Source organism: Methylophaga sp. OBS4 (genome assembly GCF_026319305.1).
GTDB lineage: Bacteria > Pseudomonadota > Gammaproteobacteria > Nitrosococcales > Methylophagaceae > Methylophaga.
In genome coordinates, this window is sequence record NZ_JAPDMV010000024.1 from 32007 (window position 1) to 47491 (window position 15485).

Consider the following 15485-nt stretch of genomic DNA (forward strand, 5'->3'; position numbering starts at 1 on the left):
CTGCGTATTGATCAGCAAATCATCAGTGACTGGATTCCGGATGGCGCCAGGGTGCTCGACCTCGGTTGCGGCAACGGTACCCTGCTCAGTCATCTGCAACAACGTGGCATCAGCGGCTATGGTCTGGAAATTGACAACAGTAAATTTGCTGACTGTATCAAGGCCGGCGTTAACGTGATTCAGGCTGATCTTGATGAAGGTTTGTCACAGTTTGCCGATCAAAGCTTCGACTTCGTCATCCTGTCACAAACCTTGCAAGCCATTCAGCGGCCTGATTTTCTGCTGCGCGAGATCGTGCGGGTCGGTAAAAAAGGCATTATCGGCTTTCCCAATTTCGGTCACTGGCAGTGCCGGGCCCAGCTTGCACTGGGGGGGCGTATGCCGGTCTCCAAGACCCTGCCTAATGCCTGGTATGAAACACCTAACATTCATCTTTGCACGATTCAGGATTTTGAACAGCTTTGCGATCAGCATCAACTCAAAGTGCTCAGGCACAGTATCGTCAACCACGAACACAAAGACACTCTGGGCATTAAGCTGATGCCAAACTTATTTGGCCAGATTGCTGTTTATCTGGTCCAGCAACAGGCAAAACAATGAAAGATTATCAACGCGATTTTATAGAATTTGCCCTGCAAACAGGTGTATTACGTTTCGGCTCTTTCACGCTGAAATCCGGCCGCCAGAGCCCTTATTTCTTTAACAGCGGCTTGTTTAACAGCGGTGTCAGCCTGGCTCGGCTGGGGCGTTTCTATGCCCGGACCATTGCCGAGTCCGGCGTTGAGTTTGATGTATTGTTCGGGCCGGCATATAAAGGCATTCCACTGGTTTCAACCACGGTTGTAGCCTTAGCCGACCAGCATCAGCGTGATGTACCTTATGTTTTTAACCGCAAGGAAGTCAAAGACCACGGTGAAGGCGGTTTGCTGGTCGGCGCCGAGCTGAAAGGCAAAGTGCTGATTATTGATGATGTGATTTCAGCCGGTACTTCTGTTCGTGAATCGGTCGATATCATTCGCGCTGCTGGCGCTGAACCTGCCGGTGTGATTATCGCGCTGGATCGTCAGGAACGCGGCAAAGGCGAATTATCCGCTATCCAGGAGGTACAGGCAGAGCATGGTATCCCTGTGCTGCACATTGTCTGCCTTAACAACTTGCTGGGTTATCTGGAAGACAATACCGAGCTGGCTGAACATCTACCTGCGGTCCGGGCTTACCAGCAACAATACGGTGTTGCCTAAACTCATAACATGGTGGTTTCAGCCCCAAATCAATTTCACTGATATCAACAAAGTGACTAACTCAAAAGCCCGTTTTATCCAGCGATTGCCATGTTTGATGGCAAGATGCGAACCCAGATAACCGCCCAGTAAAGAGCCCGCTAATAAAGCGGGCAACCACTCCCAGCGAATCTCGCCTAATATCCCCAGCGTGATCGCACCACTGCCATTCCAGAACAGACCGACCATAATCAGCGTATAAGCGACTGCACGTTGATAATCCATACCAAACCACAACACCAGCCAGATGGTTACAAACAGACCGGTACCAGAAGTCAGGGAGCCATTAAGAAACCCCAGAAAGAACAGCATCAAACCGCCATAAATATAACCAGGCCGGTCCCGGTGCTGCGGCAAATACTGCTGACCTAATTGCGGCCTGAGCATGGAAAAAACACCCAGCCCGCCGGTTAACAGGCCCAGCGCAATCTCTGCCCAGCGATCCGGCACCAATAAAATCAGACTGCCGCCTAATACCACGCCGGGTATCCCTGCCAACAACATCAGCAAAACAAGCTGGCGTTCCAGATTACTGGTCGACAGGTAGCGCAATACCGCACCCAATCCCAGCGCAACACTGGCCACTTTATGGGTAGCGAGTGCCACGGCAAAACTGAGCCCGAGAAAGATCAGCACCGGAAACTGAACAAGGCCGGCGCCTCCACCGCTGAACGCAGAAAAGGTATTGGCTACCAATGACACCAGAAACAGGATAAATTGCTCAAACAGGTTCAACTTTTTGATGACTCACTTTAGAATGAAGCCATGATGATACGTAAAATTGTTTGTCTCAGCATTAGCGCACTTTGTCTTATTTCCTTTTCCGTTTTCTCTGTTGCCGGCCAGCTATATCGCTTTGTCGATGAAAATGGTGTGCTGACATTAAGCCGGAGTCTGCCACCGGAAGCAGCCCAGAGAGGCTATGACATAGTGGATGATAAGTCGATGCGACTGATTGAGCGTGTGACGCCCGCTCCCACAGCCGATGAAATTGTTGAACTGAAAAAACAACAGCAACGGGAAGCCGAAGCGAAACGACAAGCTGAAATCGCGGCGCAGGAAGCAGAGAAACAGCGCCAGAAACGCGCTATATATGATCATACTCTACTGACGACATATCAGAACGAAGCTGAACTTATTCGCGCCAGAGATACAGATCTGAACTATCGCAAAGAACAGATTGCCATTCATCAGGAAAAACTGCCCAAACTGGAAAAGTATCTGCTTGATTTGCAAAAAGAAGCTGCAGACAAGGAGCTCAGTGGTGGCAAGATCAGCAAAAACATGCAAAAAAGGCTGGATACCACCCAGCAGGAAATTGCGGTTCGTCAGCAGGCCATTGAACAATTACAGTCTGAAATAGAAACATTATCTGACAATTACAGCCGCGATCTGTCACGTTTACGTGCCCTGCTTGAGGCAAGGAATAATCGCTGATTGTTAATTTCAGATCAGCGGGTTCTGCAAGAGATCTATTCAGCGCCGGTTGCTAATTTCAGATCAGGGTATCCAGCACAGATAACATATGCTGATTTTCCGTCGGCGTGCCAATCGTGATCCGCAAGAACTGATCAATGCGCCGTTTATTGAAATGACGCACTATCACGCCTTCTTTACGTAAGCCTGCCGCTATCTCAGCCGCATCGATTTCCGGATGACGTGCAAACACAAAATTGGCGGCCGATGGCAATACTTCAAAACCGAGTTCGTTTAATGAAGTAATCACTTTTTCACGACTGCTGATAACCTTATCGCAGGTTTCACGGAAATAAGCTTTATCTTTTATTGCCGCCGTACCCGCCGCTATCGCCAGACTGTCAAGGGGATAGGAATTAAAGCTGTCCTTGACTCTCACCAGTGCCTCAATCAGGTCAGAATGACCTACCGCAAAGCCGATACGCATGCCGGCCAGGGATCGCGACTTGGAGAAGGTTTGTGTCACCAGCAAGTTGGGATAGCGTCCGATCAGCGCAATCGCGGTCTCACCGCCAAAATCAATATACGCTTCATCGACCACCACGACCGAATCTGTATTTTTCTGCAATAGGCGCTCGATGTCTGCCAAAGCCAGCAAACAACCCGTCGGTGCATTGGGGTTGGGGAAAACAATCCCGCCATTGCTTTGCAGATAATCATCAACATCAATATTAAAATCGGCAGTGAGCGGGATCGTCTGATAATCAATTTTGTATAGCTGGCAGTAGACCGGATAAAAACTGTAAGTGATATCCGGAAACAACAACGGCAGCTCATGCTGGAATAGGGCATGAAAAATATGCCCCAACACCTCATCCGAGCCATTACCAATAAAAACATTGGCGGTATTGACCAGATAATAATCGGCGATTGCCTGTTTCAAGTCATGCGCGGCCGGATCAGGATAGAGCCGCAAGGTATCACTGACGCCAAGACGAATGGCTTCCAGCACTTTGGGCGAAGGGCCGTAGGGATTTTCATTGGTGTTCAGCTTGACCAGGTTCGCCATTTTGGGCTGTTCGCCAGGCACATAAGGTTCGAGGTTATGAACAAACGCGCTCCAGAACCGGCTCATTGATCAGCTCTTCAGTCGATATTCGGCGCTGCGGGCGTGTGCCGTCAGGCTTTCACCACGGGCCAGCACTGATGCAATTTGACCTAGACTCTGCGCGCCCACACACGACACGTGAATCAAGCTGGAACGTTTCTGAAAGTCATAGACGCTCAATGGCGAGCTGAAACGTGCGGTGCGTGAAGTCGGCAATACATGGTTAGGTCCTGCACAGTAATCGCCCAACGCTTCCGGCGTATAACGTCCCATAAAAATGGCACCGGCATGGCGGATTTTTTTCGCCATGGCCATCGGCTCCTCCACCGACAACTCGAGGTGCTCCGGCGCAATAAAGTTGGCGACTTCCACCGCCTCATCCATATCGGCAACGTGGATCAGCGCGCCGCGGCTGGTCAGCGAAGTGGTGATAATGTCTTTACGTTCCATGGTGGGCAACAGACGATCAATGGCTGCTTTGACTTCAGCCAGATACTTGGCATCCGGTGAAATCAGAATAGATTGTGCATCTTCATCATGTTCGGCCTGGGAGAACAAGTCCATCGCAATCCATTCCGGATTGGTTTTACCATCGCAGATCACCAGAATCTCGGACGGGCCGGCAATCATATCAATACCGACAGTGCCGAATACCATGCCTTTGGCCGTCGCGACAAAGATATTGCCGGGACCGACAATCTTATCGACCTGCGGAATGGTTTCCGTACCGTAGGCTAATGCCGCCACCGCCTGCGCACCACCGACAGCAAAAATACGGTCGACACCGGCAATCGCCGCTGCCGCCAGCACCAGTTCGTTCACCTCACCGTCCGGTGTCGGCACCACCATGATCAGCTCTTTGACACCGGCAACCTTGGCCGGAATTGCATTCATCAATACCGATGAAGGATAAGCGGCCTTACCACCGGGTACATACAAACCGGCCCGGTCCAGCGATGATACCTGCTGGCCCAATACCGTACCGTCTATCTCGGTATAGCTCCATGAATCTTGTTTCTGATGTTCATGATATTTGCGGACGCGCTCGGCTGAAATTTCCAGTGCCTGCCGTTGTTCCTGTGGAATATTATCGAGGGCTGTCCGGGCACGTTCGAGGGAAATTTCCAGATCGGCAACCGTTTCAGCTTTGATGCGGTCAAAACGACGGCTGTATTCCAGCACCGCTTTATCGCCTTCGGATTTCACCGCTGCCAGGATTTCCTTTACGATATTACTGACCGCTTCATCAGAAACCCCTTCCCATGCCAGCAACTGTTCGAGTTGCGGCCAAAAGTCAGTACTTGCGGCATCCAACTGTTTAATATCAATCATTATTCTGTTCCCTTACTGCTTGGCGAATTTGTTCGATAAAGCGCTGTATACGGTTGTGTTTCATCTTCATCGACGCCTTGTTGACTACTAATCGTGAGCTAATGTCCGCAATATGCTCCATCGGCACCAGACCATTGGCCCGCAGGGTATTCCCCGTGTCTACCACATCCACGATACGGTCAGCGAGTCCAACCAAAGGTGCCAGCTCCATTGAGCCATAGAGTTTGATAATTTCCACCTGATCGCCTTTTCCCGCATAAAAACGGCGCGTGCTCTCGACAAACTTGGTCGCCACCTTCAAACGGCCGTTACTGACAGGTGTATCGGGTTTGCCAGCGGTCATCAGTTTACACTGGGCTATTTTCAGATCGACCGGTTCATACAGTTCGGCATGGGGATGTTCCATCAATACATCCTTACCCGCCACACCGATATCGGCACCGCCGTATTCAACATAAGTCGGCACATCGGAAGCACGTACGATAATGAGTTTCACATCAGGCAAATTGGTATCCAGAATCAGTTTACGGCTGGTTTCCGGATCATCCAGCGGCTCAATGCCCGCCGCCTTCAATAAGGGTAATGTTTCTTTGAAGATACGCCCTTTGGACAACGCCAATGTCAATGAATCAGGCATATAGTGCCCCTCTTGGAAAGATGCTCACTATTCCCGCGAGCGGCGCCTTGCCGGGAACGAATTGAAGGCTTCTAAATGACCATTTTACCCAGGCCACTACACTTCTCCCCGTACCGAGCTGGGAATACGACGAATACGAGCACCCAGTTGCTGTAGTTTCTCTTCAATACATTCGTAACCGCGGTCGATGTGATAAATACGATCGACCTCGGTTTCGCCCTCTGCAACCAAGGCTGCCAGCACCAGGCAGGCAGATGCCCGCAGGTCCGTTGCCATCACCGGCGCAGCGGTCAGTGATTCACGCCCCTGACACATGACCGTATTACCTTCGATTTGCAGCTGTGCCCCCATACGTTGCATTTCCTGCACGTGCATAAAGCGGTTTTCAAACACTGTTTCGACGATGGTGGACGGGCCTTCAGCGATGCTATTCAAAGCGGTAAACTGAGCCTGCATATCAGTAGGGAACGCGGGATAAGGGGCGGTACGGATATTAACAGCTTTCGGACGGTTGCCACGCATATCCAGTGCAATCCAGTCTTTGCCCACATCGATCCAGGCACCCGCTTCTTCCAGCTTGAGCAACACCGCTTCCAGCTGATTGGCGTCGGTATCTTTCAGTTTGACCTTGCCTCTAGTCAGCGCTGCCGCAACCAGGTAAGTGCCGGTTTCGATACGATCCGGCAAAATGGTGTATTCGGTGCCGCTCAGCGATTTAACGCCTTCAATAACCAGCGTTGCGGTGCCGATGCCGCTGATCCTGGCTCCCATGGTGTTCAGATAATTGGCCAAATCGATAACTTCAGGTTCACGTGCAGCGTTTTCGATAGTCGTGGTTCCCTGTGCCAGGGTCGCAGCCATCATCAGGTTTTCCGTACCCGTCACTGTGACCTGGTCCATAAAGAGATGTGCGCCTTTCAGCCCTTTACCACTGGTGGCACGGATATAACCGTTTTCAACTTTAATCTCAGCGCCCATCTGCTCCAGACCACGCAGGTGCAGGTCAACCGGCCGGGAACCAATGGCACAGCCACCGGGCAGGGAGACATCCGCCTTGCCGTATTTCGCCAGCAAGGGGCCTAACACCAGAATCGACGCCCGCATGGTTTTAACCAGATCGTAAGCGGCCTCAGTATCTGTCAGTGTTGCCGGATCAATCACCACGCCCGAGCGTTCATCAACTGTGAGCGTCACACCCATACGCCCCAGCAACTCCAAGGTGGTAGTGATATCGTGCAAATGCGGTACATTACCGATGCGAACCGGTGAGTCAGCCATCAAGGCGCCCATCAGAATCGGTAAAGCAGCGTTCTTGGCACCGGAAATACGGATTTCGCCATCAAGCGCGACGCCACCGTTGATAATCAGTTTATCCATATCAGTCTTTAAAGTAAGAACGCAGTCAGCTACTGCGGCGCAGAGGTTTTCAGAGAAAGCGCGTGCAGCTCGCCACTGGTAAATTTATCGCCCAGTGTTTCTTTGACCATTTTATGTTGCTGGACCAGTGTTTTCCCGGCAAAAGACGGGCTTATTACCCGCGCATCAAAATGCTGGCCATCATCACCCACCACTTCAACCTCGGCGTCCGGCAATCCGGCTTCAATCAATTGTTTTATTTCAGATGCATTCATATTAACTTCTATTGGATAGGCCTATTTCAGGGGTAAAAATTCATCAAGACCACTGGCTTTGGCAATGGCCAGCATTTGTGCTGGCAGATGGCGGAAAGAAATAGTCTTTTCTGACTGTTTTGCCTGTCGCATCCATGCAATCAGCAAGGCCAGCCCGGCACTGTCGCTGCGGGAGACTTCGGCCAGATCAATATCCAGCTCCGCAGTCGAATTAAACAAGTCTTCTGCCGCCGTCATTGCTGCGGCGGCGGAATCCAGACTGAGCTCACCGCTCACACGAAACGTTTGTGTTTCATTGTCATATCTGATGGCAAACAAATCACTCATGCTTTGGCTTTTTCATTACGTTTGGCCAGATTTTCAATCAGCTTATCCATGCCATCATTGCGAATCTCCGTAGCGAAGCTGGAGCGATAGTTCGTCACCAGACTAATGCCATCTATTTTGACATCATAAACTTTCCAGGCATTTTCTTTATTTTGATACAACGACAAAGCCATTGGGATGGCCGGCCCGGAAGGCTGAACCACTTCCATCGGCACAGTGACACGCTTTTTGCTTAAATCATCACGGAAAGGTAACAGGCGTATCTCTTCATCAGTGTATTCCAGCATGGCCGTTGCATAGGTTCTGACCAAAAGCAGTCTGAACTCTTCAACAAAGCGGACACGTTGATCCGCATCTGCCTGACGCCAGTTCTTGCCTAATGCCAGTTTGGACATTTTTTCAAAATCAAAATGCGGTATCAGGATATCTTCAACCAGCCTGAAGATCTTGTCCGGGTTGGCTTCCAGTTCTGCTTTATGCTCTTTCAGGGCTAGAAGCATATCGTCAGAAGCCATTTTAACCAAAGCCTGAGGCTCCGGCATCTCTTCTGCTGTCAGAGACAGCGGACCCACAGCGAGCATAATCGCCATGAAAGCCATAAACAATCTTGTGAACAAATTATTGTACATGTTCATTATTCATCACCTTCCGCTTTACTAAAGAGGAATTGACCAATCACCTGCTCAAGCACCAGTGCAGACTGAGTTAAGTCTATGACATCCCCGTGCTGTAAAAATTCTTCTTCGGCACCGGCAACCAGACCAATATACTGCTCACCGAGAAGACCTGCTGTATAAATGCTGGCTGAAGTATCAAGGGGGATATTGTCGTACTGAGGGTATATGTTCAGTGTCACGTTTGCATTATAAGTGAGGGGGTCTAGTTTGATAGCGGCAACCCGTCCCACACGCACGCCCGCCATGGTCACAGGCGAACGAACTTTCAGACCACCGGTATTCTCAAATTCAGCGATAAGCTGATAGCCGGTTTCATCGGTAAAGTCACCCAGATTACTGACCTTCATTGCCAGCACGAACAGTGCAGCCAGACCTATAGCAACAAACATTCCGACAGTAATTTCGGTACTCTTTTTCTGCATCATTTATTCATCTCCAAACATTAACGCAGTCAGCACAAAGTCCAGCCCTAAAATAGCAAACGCGGAATGCACAACTGTGCGAGTCGTTGCTCTTCCGACCCCCTCAGAGGTCGGCGTGGCATCATGCCCTTCAAATAAAGCGATCCAGGTTACAACAAAGCCAAAGACCACACTTTTAATTACACCATTGAGAATATCGTCATACAGATCGGTTTTGGCTTGCATCTGTGACCAGAATGCGCCGTCATCCACACCCAACAGGCCGTGCCCTACCAGGAAGGCGCCCCAAATACCTACCGCGCTGAAAATAGCCGCCAGCAGTGGCATTGAAATAATACCTGCCAGGAACCTTGGTGCAATGATACGTCTGATGGGATCCACCGCCATCATTTCCATACCGGACAACTGCTCGGTGCTCTTCATCAGACCAACTTCTGCCGTCAGCGCTGAACCGGCACGTCCCGCAAAAAGCAAGGCGCTGACCACGGGTCCCAGCTCACGCACCAAAGACAGGGATACCAGCACACCCAGTGACTCTTCGGCACCAAAGTCTACCAGCGTATTGTAGCCCTGAAGCCCCAACACCATGCCAACAAACAAGCCTGAGACCATAATTATCAAAATCGACAATACGCCTACAGAATACATTTGCTGGATAACCAGCGAAAAGCGCAGAAACAATTCGGGCACCCCTGCCAGCATATGCAGCAGAAACAGGTGGCCACGCCCCAGTCGTTCAAATGTGCCCAGTCCCCAGCGACCAAGGCTGCGAATCAGATTTATCATGCGTCCACCTCTGGGTTAAGTAAATCTTCAGCATATCCAACCCCGGGGTAATGGAACGGCACCGGGCCATCCGGCAATCCCTGCATGAACTGCTGCACCCACTGGGATGAAGAACGCTTCAGTTGTACCGGTGAGCCCTGCTCAATCACCTTGCCGCCAGACAACAGGTAAATGTAGTCGGCAATTTCAGCCGTTTCGTTAACATCATGGGACACCACAATACTGGTCAGTCCCATCGCGTCATTAATACGATGTATCAGATTAACCAAGGTACCCATCGAAATCGGATCCTGGCCGGTGAAAGGCTCGTCGTACATGATCATCATCGGTTCCAAAGCCATGGCACGAGCCAAGGCGACCCGTCTTGCCATTCCTCCCGACAGTTCACTCGGCATCAGGCTTCTGGCATTACGCAGTCCCACGGCCTGTAACTTCATCAATACCAAATCACGAATCAGTGACTCAGGTAATTTGGTATGTTCTCGCAGAGGAAACGCTACATTGTCATACACGTCGATATCGGTCAGCAGAGCACCGCTTTGGAATAACATACCCATGCGCTTGCGCAATGCGTAAAGCTCTGAGCGGGAAAGTTTATGAACGTCCTGACCGTCGACTTCAATGGTACCCTGATCCGGCCTGAGCTGCCCGCCTATCAAACGTAACAATGTGGTCTTGCCAGTACCACTCGGGCCCATGATCGCTGTCACTTTTCCACGCTGAATATCAATATTCACGCCTTCAAAAATGGCTCGATCACCACGATAAAAGTGCAAGTCCCTGATCTTTACCAGTGGCACAGGTTTCTCCAGCGTTACAATTTAAAAAATAAAGATCGCCAATTTTCGTGAATAACCTCGGTTAAGTCAAATCTGCTTGGACCGACAAACCGACTCCTATGGAAAATTTCATCCGGTTCGGCTAGAGTGTGCATTCCAGTTTCTGGGGATAGGAACTTTTAGGGCCTGTTTATCTTTCATATCCACCACTGCTGGAGGCTATTTTTGTGTCCGGCAAGGCGGAAAGAGCGTGGTGTAACCATTCTACATGAGCGATTGACAACGCCGCTGGGCGCAAAAATAGCCCCAGCCCTCCGGGTTGTGGCTGAAAAAGCGCCACTCTGCGTTGCTCGTCGTTTGTTTAAAATGACTAAACTGCTCTCCTCGCGCCTTAATTGACGCTTTTTCAGCTCACAACAGAGGCGGAGATGAAAGATAAACAGGTCCTAACCTCGATGTTGTTCAGATTCTGTTCAGAATCCTTGTGATAACGTCCTTATCGCACTTGCTGAAAAAACGGAGAAATATAAATGAAGAAGTTGTTGCAATTTTTTGCTGTTGCCTTGATGGCCATGCCTATACTCGCTGCCGCCCACGGTCCGACCCGTCAAATGGTTGAAGAAAAAATCACCATCAATGCCGCCCCTGAAGATGTCTGGGCCATGGTCAAGGATTTTGGCGGTCTGCACAACTGGCATCCTGCTGTTGCCAGTACTGAGTTGAAAGATGAGAAAACCCGTGTACTGACGCTTAACAGTGAGGGCAACCCCACTATTACGGAAGAGCTCGACAAAGTAGATGATGAAAAAATGATGCTTATCTACAAAATCACGGACATGAGTGTTGTCAATACCATTACTTTCAACAGCAAAGATACGCCTTATTACACGTTGCCTGTCACCAATTACAAAGCCTGGTTGTCAGTCACGCCTAAAGATGGTGGCTCAGAAGTAAAATGGAAAGGTAAATTCTACCGTTCATTCATGGATAACCCACCGGTACCGGAAGGTCAAAGCGACGCAGATGCGGTAAATGCCATAAAAGGTGTTTACACATCCGGTCTGGAAAATCTGAAAGCCATCATGGAAAAATAATGCCGGCTCAGAACATGACCAAAAACAAGAAGGCGACTTTATCCAGGGTCGCCTTTTTTCTTTTTCTGGCCACCATATTGATGCTGAATGCCTGTGATCAAAATCACATACAGTATGCGCTTGTCACCAATCAACTGGTCAATAATGTCAGTGTGATTGATACCGAAACCCAGCAAGTTATCAAAACCATTAATGTCGGTAAAAGCCCTGCCGGTATCGCCCTCAGCCCTGAGCGCCATCGTGCTTTTATCAGTAACCCTGATGGCCAGTCGGTATCGATCATTGATCTGGACAATCTCGCTGAGATCAAACAAGTAAAGGTTGGCCCGGGTCCGGTCGGCATTACTGCAAACAAAGCCGGTGATAAAGTCTATGTCGCCGACTGGTACGATAACAACATAACGGTTATCGACCCGCAAGCGGGGGAGATAACGGACCAGATCAGCGTCGGGAAATCGCCCGCAGGCCTCATTCTCGACGAGACTAACCAACGTCTCTATGTCGCCAACCGCGATGATAATGCTGTGGCGTTTATCAATCTGGAAAATAACCAGGTCGTACGCAGTGTCAATGTAGGCACAGCGCCGTTCGGGCTGGCACTTTCACCTGACGGTAAACACTTATACAGCGTCAATGTGCGTAGCAGCAATGTGACCGTAATCGACACCGAAACAGCGAAAGTACTCACCACCATCCCCGTGGGGGAATGGCCATATTGTGCCGTAGTCAGTCCGGACGGAAAAAAACTTTATGTGACCAACCAGGACGAGAGTACTATTTCTATCATTGATACCGCGACCAATCAGGTTACCAACACGGTTGATGTCGAAGATACACCTGAAGGCATTGATACCACCGCCGATGGCCGCTTTATCTATGTCGCGAACTGGGCCAGTAGCAGCATCTCGATCATCGACGCCGAGACTGAGACCCTGATTAACACCATTGCAACCGATAAAGGCAGCCGTGCCTTTGGACGATTTATTACTAAACTTGAATAAATTGATTGATTCTGTCGCAGCGCTCAATGATCAGGCCTTAACCAGGGCCCATGAACTGGCTGGCAGACTGGCGGTCGCTGTCAGTCAACCCGATCCCGGCTTACCCCAGCTTCTGGTCAGCGAACAAAAAGTTCAATTGCAGGTGCCGGATTTAGGTAAACCGGTTGCCATCGACTTTGAAACCGGTAAATACGATCATCGCAGAAAATTTGGTGGTGGCCGCGGTCAACCGCTGGCAAAAGCCATCGGCCTGAAAAAAGGTCAGTTACCCACTGTTATCGATGCTACGGCGGGGTTTGCCCGCGATGCCTTTGTTATCGCCAGCCTGGGCTGCCAAATCACCATGCTGGAACGCAGTCTGCTCATGAGCATTCTGATTGAAGATGCCGTGTCCCGGGCTGCAACGCACGCTGAAATTACTGATATCGCCGCCCGTATGCGTATTATTCACTGCGATGCCATTTTTTACCTGCAACAGCTTCCGGTCGGAGATTATCCTGATGTTGTTTATATGGATCCCATGTATCCATCGCGGGATAAATCTGCATTGGTTAAAAAGGAAATGCAGCTTTTGCATCGGCTGATAGGCGCGGATACTGACAGCAGTCCACTGCTGACCGCTGCCCGCGAGGTGGCACGCAAACGTGTTGTGGTTAAACGGCCGAAAGGCGCAGATTTTATTGGTGGGGCCAAACCTTCAGTCAGTATCGAAAGCAAAAACACCCGCTACGATGTATATGTAAATTCTTAAATAAACAAACTGTTTCGGCTAAAATCTCTTCCTGCCGGTTTCTCAAGATCTGGACTGCTTGTCCAGTTCCCGGAGCCTTGCCAGCTTCTCGGCTATCTTAATTTCCAGGCCGCGATTGACCGGCTGGTAATATTCACGTTCACGCATAGATTCGGGGAAGTACTGCTCGCCCGCCGCATAAGCATCCGGTTCATCATGGGCATAGCGGTATTCCTTACCATAACCCAGCTCTTTCATCAGTTTGGTAGGTGCATTACGCAGGTGCACCGGTACTTCTACAGAACCATATGCCCGGACATCATGCATAGCCGCCTTGAAAGCGGTATAAACCGCATTACTTTTCGGTGCACAGGCCAGATAAACCACAGCTTGGGCAATCGCAAGCTCCCCTTCCGGACTGCCCAGTTTATCAAAACTCTCCCAGGCATCCAGAGCGATACGCAGACCGCGCGGATCGGCGTTACCAATATCTTCCGCGGCCATACGCACCACACGTCGCATCAGGTAAACCGGATCACAGCCGCCGTCCAGCATACGGCACAACCAGTACAAAGCCGCATCGGGGGCAGAGCCGCGTACCGATTTATGCAAGGCGGAAATCTGATCATAAAAAGCTTCACCGCCTTTATCGAAACGACGCAAAGTGCCGGACAATACCTCTGCCAGATCAGTTTCATCAACCGCTTTCTGTCCTTTGCTATCGGCCAGATCCACGGCTATTTCGAGCAGGTTCAAAACCCGGCGGCCGTCACCATCCGCGGTCTGTGCCAGTTGATCTCTTAAATCATCGGCAATGCTGATACCTCTGTCAGCCAGCCCTAATTCGGCATCGAGCATCGCCCGATCGATGATCTGGCGAAGATCGGCGGGCTCAAGCGACTTGAGCACATAGACGCGGGCCCTTGATAACAAGGCGTTATTCAATTCAAAAGACGGATTTTCGGTGGTGGCGCCAATAAAAGTGAAAGTGCCGTCCTCCACATAGGGCAGAAAGGCATCTTGCTGAGATTTGTTGAAGCGGTGCACCTCATCGACAAACAACATGGTACGTCGGCCCTGTTCCTGTTGCAGTTGCTGGGCCCGGGCAACAGCGGCACGGACTTCTTTCACCCCGGCCAGCACCGCCGAAATGGTCAAGAATTCGGCATCGCAGTAGCCGGCAATCAATTTGGCGAGCGTGGTCTTACCTGTGCCGGGCGGCCCCCAGAAAATCATCGAATGCGGATGCCCCGAGGCTATTGCCTGGCGCAAGGGTTTGCCCGCTCCGAGCAAATGCGACTGGCCGATATATTGATCCAGCGTTTTTGGCCGCATGCGATCGGCCAAAGGTCGACTGGCGAGATCGTCTATCTGATCAAACAAACTCACTGTTGCGTATCACCCACAACATCAACACCCGCTGGCGGCGTAAACTCAAACGCGTCCTGAGCAAATGTCACATTTTCTTTGACCTGACTGAATACCAGACGGGTACGTTGATCAAAGCTGTCTTGCATGATCATCCGCTGCAGGCTGTTGTTATCAAACGCCAACGTGACAGTCTGAAAATTGGAGTCGGCTTCTTTGGGAATCAACTCTACCCACTGCAAGCCATCGTCAGAGGGCACATCTCTTATCTGGTACTTGTCTTCAGGCACGACATCACCCGACAACAATGTCGCTGGCGTTTCCGCCAAAGCCTCCAGCTGAGATTTCACCGTTACCTGTTCCAGATCGACATCATAAAACCAGACATTCTGCCCGTCAGCGATAATCTGCTGCGGGTAGGGCTGCCGATAATCCCATCTGAACTTACCGGGGCGTTGCAGCTGAAACTGTCCTTGTGCCTCTTCTATCACATTGCCCTGCGGATCCAGGACTACCTGCTGAAACTGCGCCTGGAAAGTACCAACCTGTTGCACAAATGCATTCAGTTTTTCGCTGCCCGATGTTTGCGCCAGCGCCAGATTCGTCCACAGCAGGCTGAGTAAAAAATAAAACAGCGATCTGTTAAGCGTCATTAAACGACTCCAAAGTTACGTGCGTATTGAGCTGACTTTTAATCTCAGCTTTAGTTCTCGAAGCTAGGGACTAATCGCGTGGTGGTGGCGCCAGTACTTCCCGGCTGCCATTACCCTGCATGGCAGACACAACACCAGCCGCCTCCATCGCTTCTACAATCCGCGCTGCCCGGTTATAACCGATTTTGAGTCGGCGCTGGATGCCGGATACCGAGGCACGCCAGCTTTCAGTCACAATTTGCCC

At 50.5% G+C, this 15485-nt stretch carries 20 protein-coding genes; 6 read left to right on the plus strand and 14 right to left on the minus strand.

Features of this window, described 5'->3' with window-relative positions; all coding sequences use genetic code 11:
• Both metW and pyrE read left to right on the plus strand, forming a co-directional pair.
• Positions 1-600 (plus strand): methionine biosynthesis protein MetW, encoded by a 600-nt coding sequence (metW, locus tag OMP95_RS08815; protein ID WP_266327954.1) that lies wholly within the window; start codon positions 1-3, stop codon positions 598-600.
• Complete coding sequence (gene pyrE, locus OMP95_RS08820; RefSeq protein ID WP_266327916.1) at positions 597-1241, plus strand: orotate phosphoribosyltransferase; 645 nt, start codon at positions 597-599, stop codon at positions 1239-1241. Before metW ends, pyrE begins: the two co-directional genes overlap by 4 nt.
• Before the next feature lie 18 nt (positions 1242-1259).
• Here pyrE and OMP95_RS08825 read toward each other — a convergent pair whose 3' ends face one another.
• Positions 1260-2015 (minus strand): sulfite exporter TauE/SafE family protein, encoded by a 756-nt coding sequence (locus OMP95_RS08825; RefSeq protein WP_266327918.1) that lies wholly within the window; start codon positions 2013-2015, stop codon positions 1260-1262.
• A 30-nt stretch (positions 2016-2045) separates the two neighbouring features.
• Here OMP95_RS08825 and OMP95_RS08830 point away from each other — a divergent pair, with 30 nt between their 5' ends.
• Positions 2046-2717 carry a DUF4124 domain-containing protein gene (locus tag OMP95_RS08830; protein WP_266327920.1) on the plus strand — a complete coding sequence of 224 codons (672 nt, stop codon included), beginning with the start codon at positions 2046-2048 and terminating at the stop codon, positions 2715-2717.
• A gap of 58 nt (positions 2718-2775) precedes the next feature.
• Here the strand turns inward: OMP95_RS08830 and hisC are convergent, their stop codons facing one another.
• The 10 genes from hisC to OMP95_RS08880 form a co-directional block, all read right to left on the minus strand.
• Positions 2776-3831 (minus strand): histidinol-phosphate transaminase, encoded by a 1056-nt coding sequence (gene hisC, locus OMP95_RS08835; protein WP_266327922.1) that lies wholly within the window; start codon positions 3829-3831, stop codon positions 2776-2778.
• 3 nt (positions 3832-3834) lie between these two features.
• Positions 3835-5136 (minus strand): histidinol dehydrogenase, encoded by a 1302-nt coding sequence (gene hisD, locus OMP95_RS08840; RefSeq protein ID WP_266327924.1) that lies wholly within the window; start codon positions 5134-5136, stop codon positions 3835-3837.
• On the minus strand, positions 5129-5773 hold the full coding sequence (hisG, locus tag OMP95_RS08845; RefSeq protein WP_266327926.1) for an ATP phosphoribosyltransferase: 645 nt from the start codon (positions 5771-5773) through the stop codon (positions 5129-5131). Before hisG ends, hisD begins: the two co-directional genes overlap by 8 nt.
• 96 nt (positions 5774-5869) lie before the next feature.
• Positions 5870-7150 carry a UDP-N-acetylglucosamine 1-carboxyvinyltransferase gene (murA, locus tag OMP95_RS08850; protein ID WP_266327928.1) on the minus strand — a complete coding sequence of 427 codons (1281 nt, stop codon included), beginning with the start codon at positions 7148-7150 and terminating at the stop codon, positions 5870-5872.
• Positions 7151-7179: 29 nt separating this feature from the next.
• Positions 7180-7404 (minus strand): BolA family protein, encoded by a 225-nt coding sequence (locus tag OMP95_RS08855; protein ID WP_266327930.1) that lies wholly within the window; start codon positions 7402-7404, stop codon positions 7180-7182.
• Between the two features lie 21 nt (positions 7405-7425).
• The gene (locus tag OMP95_RS08860) at positions 7426-7731 is read right to left on the minus strand and encodes an STAS domain-containing protein (RefSeq protein WP_266327932.1); all 306 of its coding nucleotides are present in this window, start codon (positions 7729-7731) and stop codon (positions 7426-7428) included.
• A complete protein-coding gene (locus OMP95_RS08865; protein ID WP_266327934.1) occupies positions 7728-8366 on the minus strand; it encodes an MlaC/ttg2D family ABC transporter substrate-binding protein in 639 nt (212 codons plus the stop codon). Before OMP95_RS08865 ends, OMP95_RS08860 begins: the two co-directional genes overlap by 4 nt.
• On the minus strand, positions 8366-8833 hold the full coding sequence (gene mlaD / locus OMP95_RS08870) for an outer membrane lipid asymmetry maintenance protein MlaD (RefSeq protein ID WP_266327936.1): 468 nt from the start codon (positions 8831-8833) through the stop codon (positions 8366-8368). The genes OMP95_RS08865 and mlaD overlap by 1 nt, the downstream gene beginning before the upstream one ends.
• Complete coding sequence (gene mlaE / locus OMP95_RS08875) at positions 8834-9616, minus strand: lipid asymmetry maintenance ABC transporter permease subunit MlaE (protein WP_266327938.1); 783 nt, start codon at positions 9614-9616, stop codon at positions 8834-8836.
• A complete protein-coding gene (locus OMP95_RS08880) occupies positions 9613-10416 on the minus strand; it encodes an ABC transporter ATP-binding protein (RefSeq protein ID WP_266327940.1) in 804 nt (267 codons plus the stop codon). Before OMP95_RS08880 ends, mlaE begins: the two co-directional genes overlap by 4 nt.
• A 509-nt stretch (positions 10417-10925) precedes the next feature.
• On the opposite strand from OMP95_RS08880, the gene OMP95_RS08885 reads away from it, so the two are divergent.
• From OMP95_RS08885 to OMP95_RS08895, 3 genes are read left to right on the plus strand one after another with little or no spacing between them, the layout of a single operon-like run.
• A complete protein-coding gene (locus OMP95_RS08885; protein ID WP_266327942.1) occupies positions 10926-11489 on the plus strand; it encodes an SRPBCC family protein in 564 nt (187 codons plus the stop codon).
• Between the two features lie 14 nt (positions 11490-11503).
• Positions 11504-12490: a cytochrome D1 domain-containing protein gene (locus OMP95_RS08890; protein WP_266327944.1), complete on the plus strand. Its 987-nt coding sequence runs from the start codon at positions 11504-11506 to the stop codon at positions 12488-12490.
• The gene (locus tag OMP95_RS08895; protein ID WP_266327946.1) at positions 12483-13241 is read left to right on the plus strand and encodes a class I SAM-dependent methyltransferase; all 759 of its coding nucleotides are present in this window, start codon (positions 12483-12485) and stop codon (positions 13239-13241) included. Before OMP95_RS08890 ends, OMP95_RS08895 begins: the two co-directional genes overlap by 8 nt.
• A gap of 42 nt (positions 13242-13283) precedes the next feature.
• Here OMP95_RS08895 and OMP95_RS08900 read toward each other — a convergent pair whose 3' ends face one another.
• The 3 genes from OMP95_RS08900 to OMP95_RS08910 form a co-directional block, all read right to left on the minus strand.
• The gene (locus tag OMP95_RS08900; protein WP_323135121.1) at positions 13284-14609 is read right to left on the minus strand and encodes a replication-associated recombination protein A; all 1326 of its coding nucleotides are present in this window, start codon (positions 14607-14609) and stop codon (positions 13284-13286) included.
• Positions 14606-15241 carry an outer membrane lipoprotein chaperone LolA gene (lolA, locus tag OMP95_RS08905; protein WP_266327948.1) on the minus strand — a complete coding sequence of 212 codons (636 nt, stop codon included), beginning with the start codon at positions 15239-15241 and terminating at the stop codon, positions 14606-14608. The genes OMP95_RS08900 and lolA overlap by 4 nt, the downstream gene beginning before the upstream one ends.
• Positions 15242-15311: 70 nt before the next feature.
• Positions 15312-15485, minus strand: a 174-nt coding sequence (locus OMP95_RS08910; RefSeq protein ID WP_266327958.1) for a DNA translocase FtsK, incomplete at its 5' end; no start/stop codon positions are given.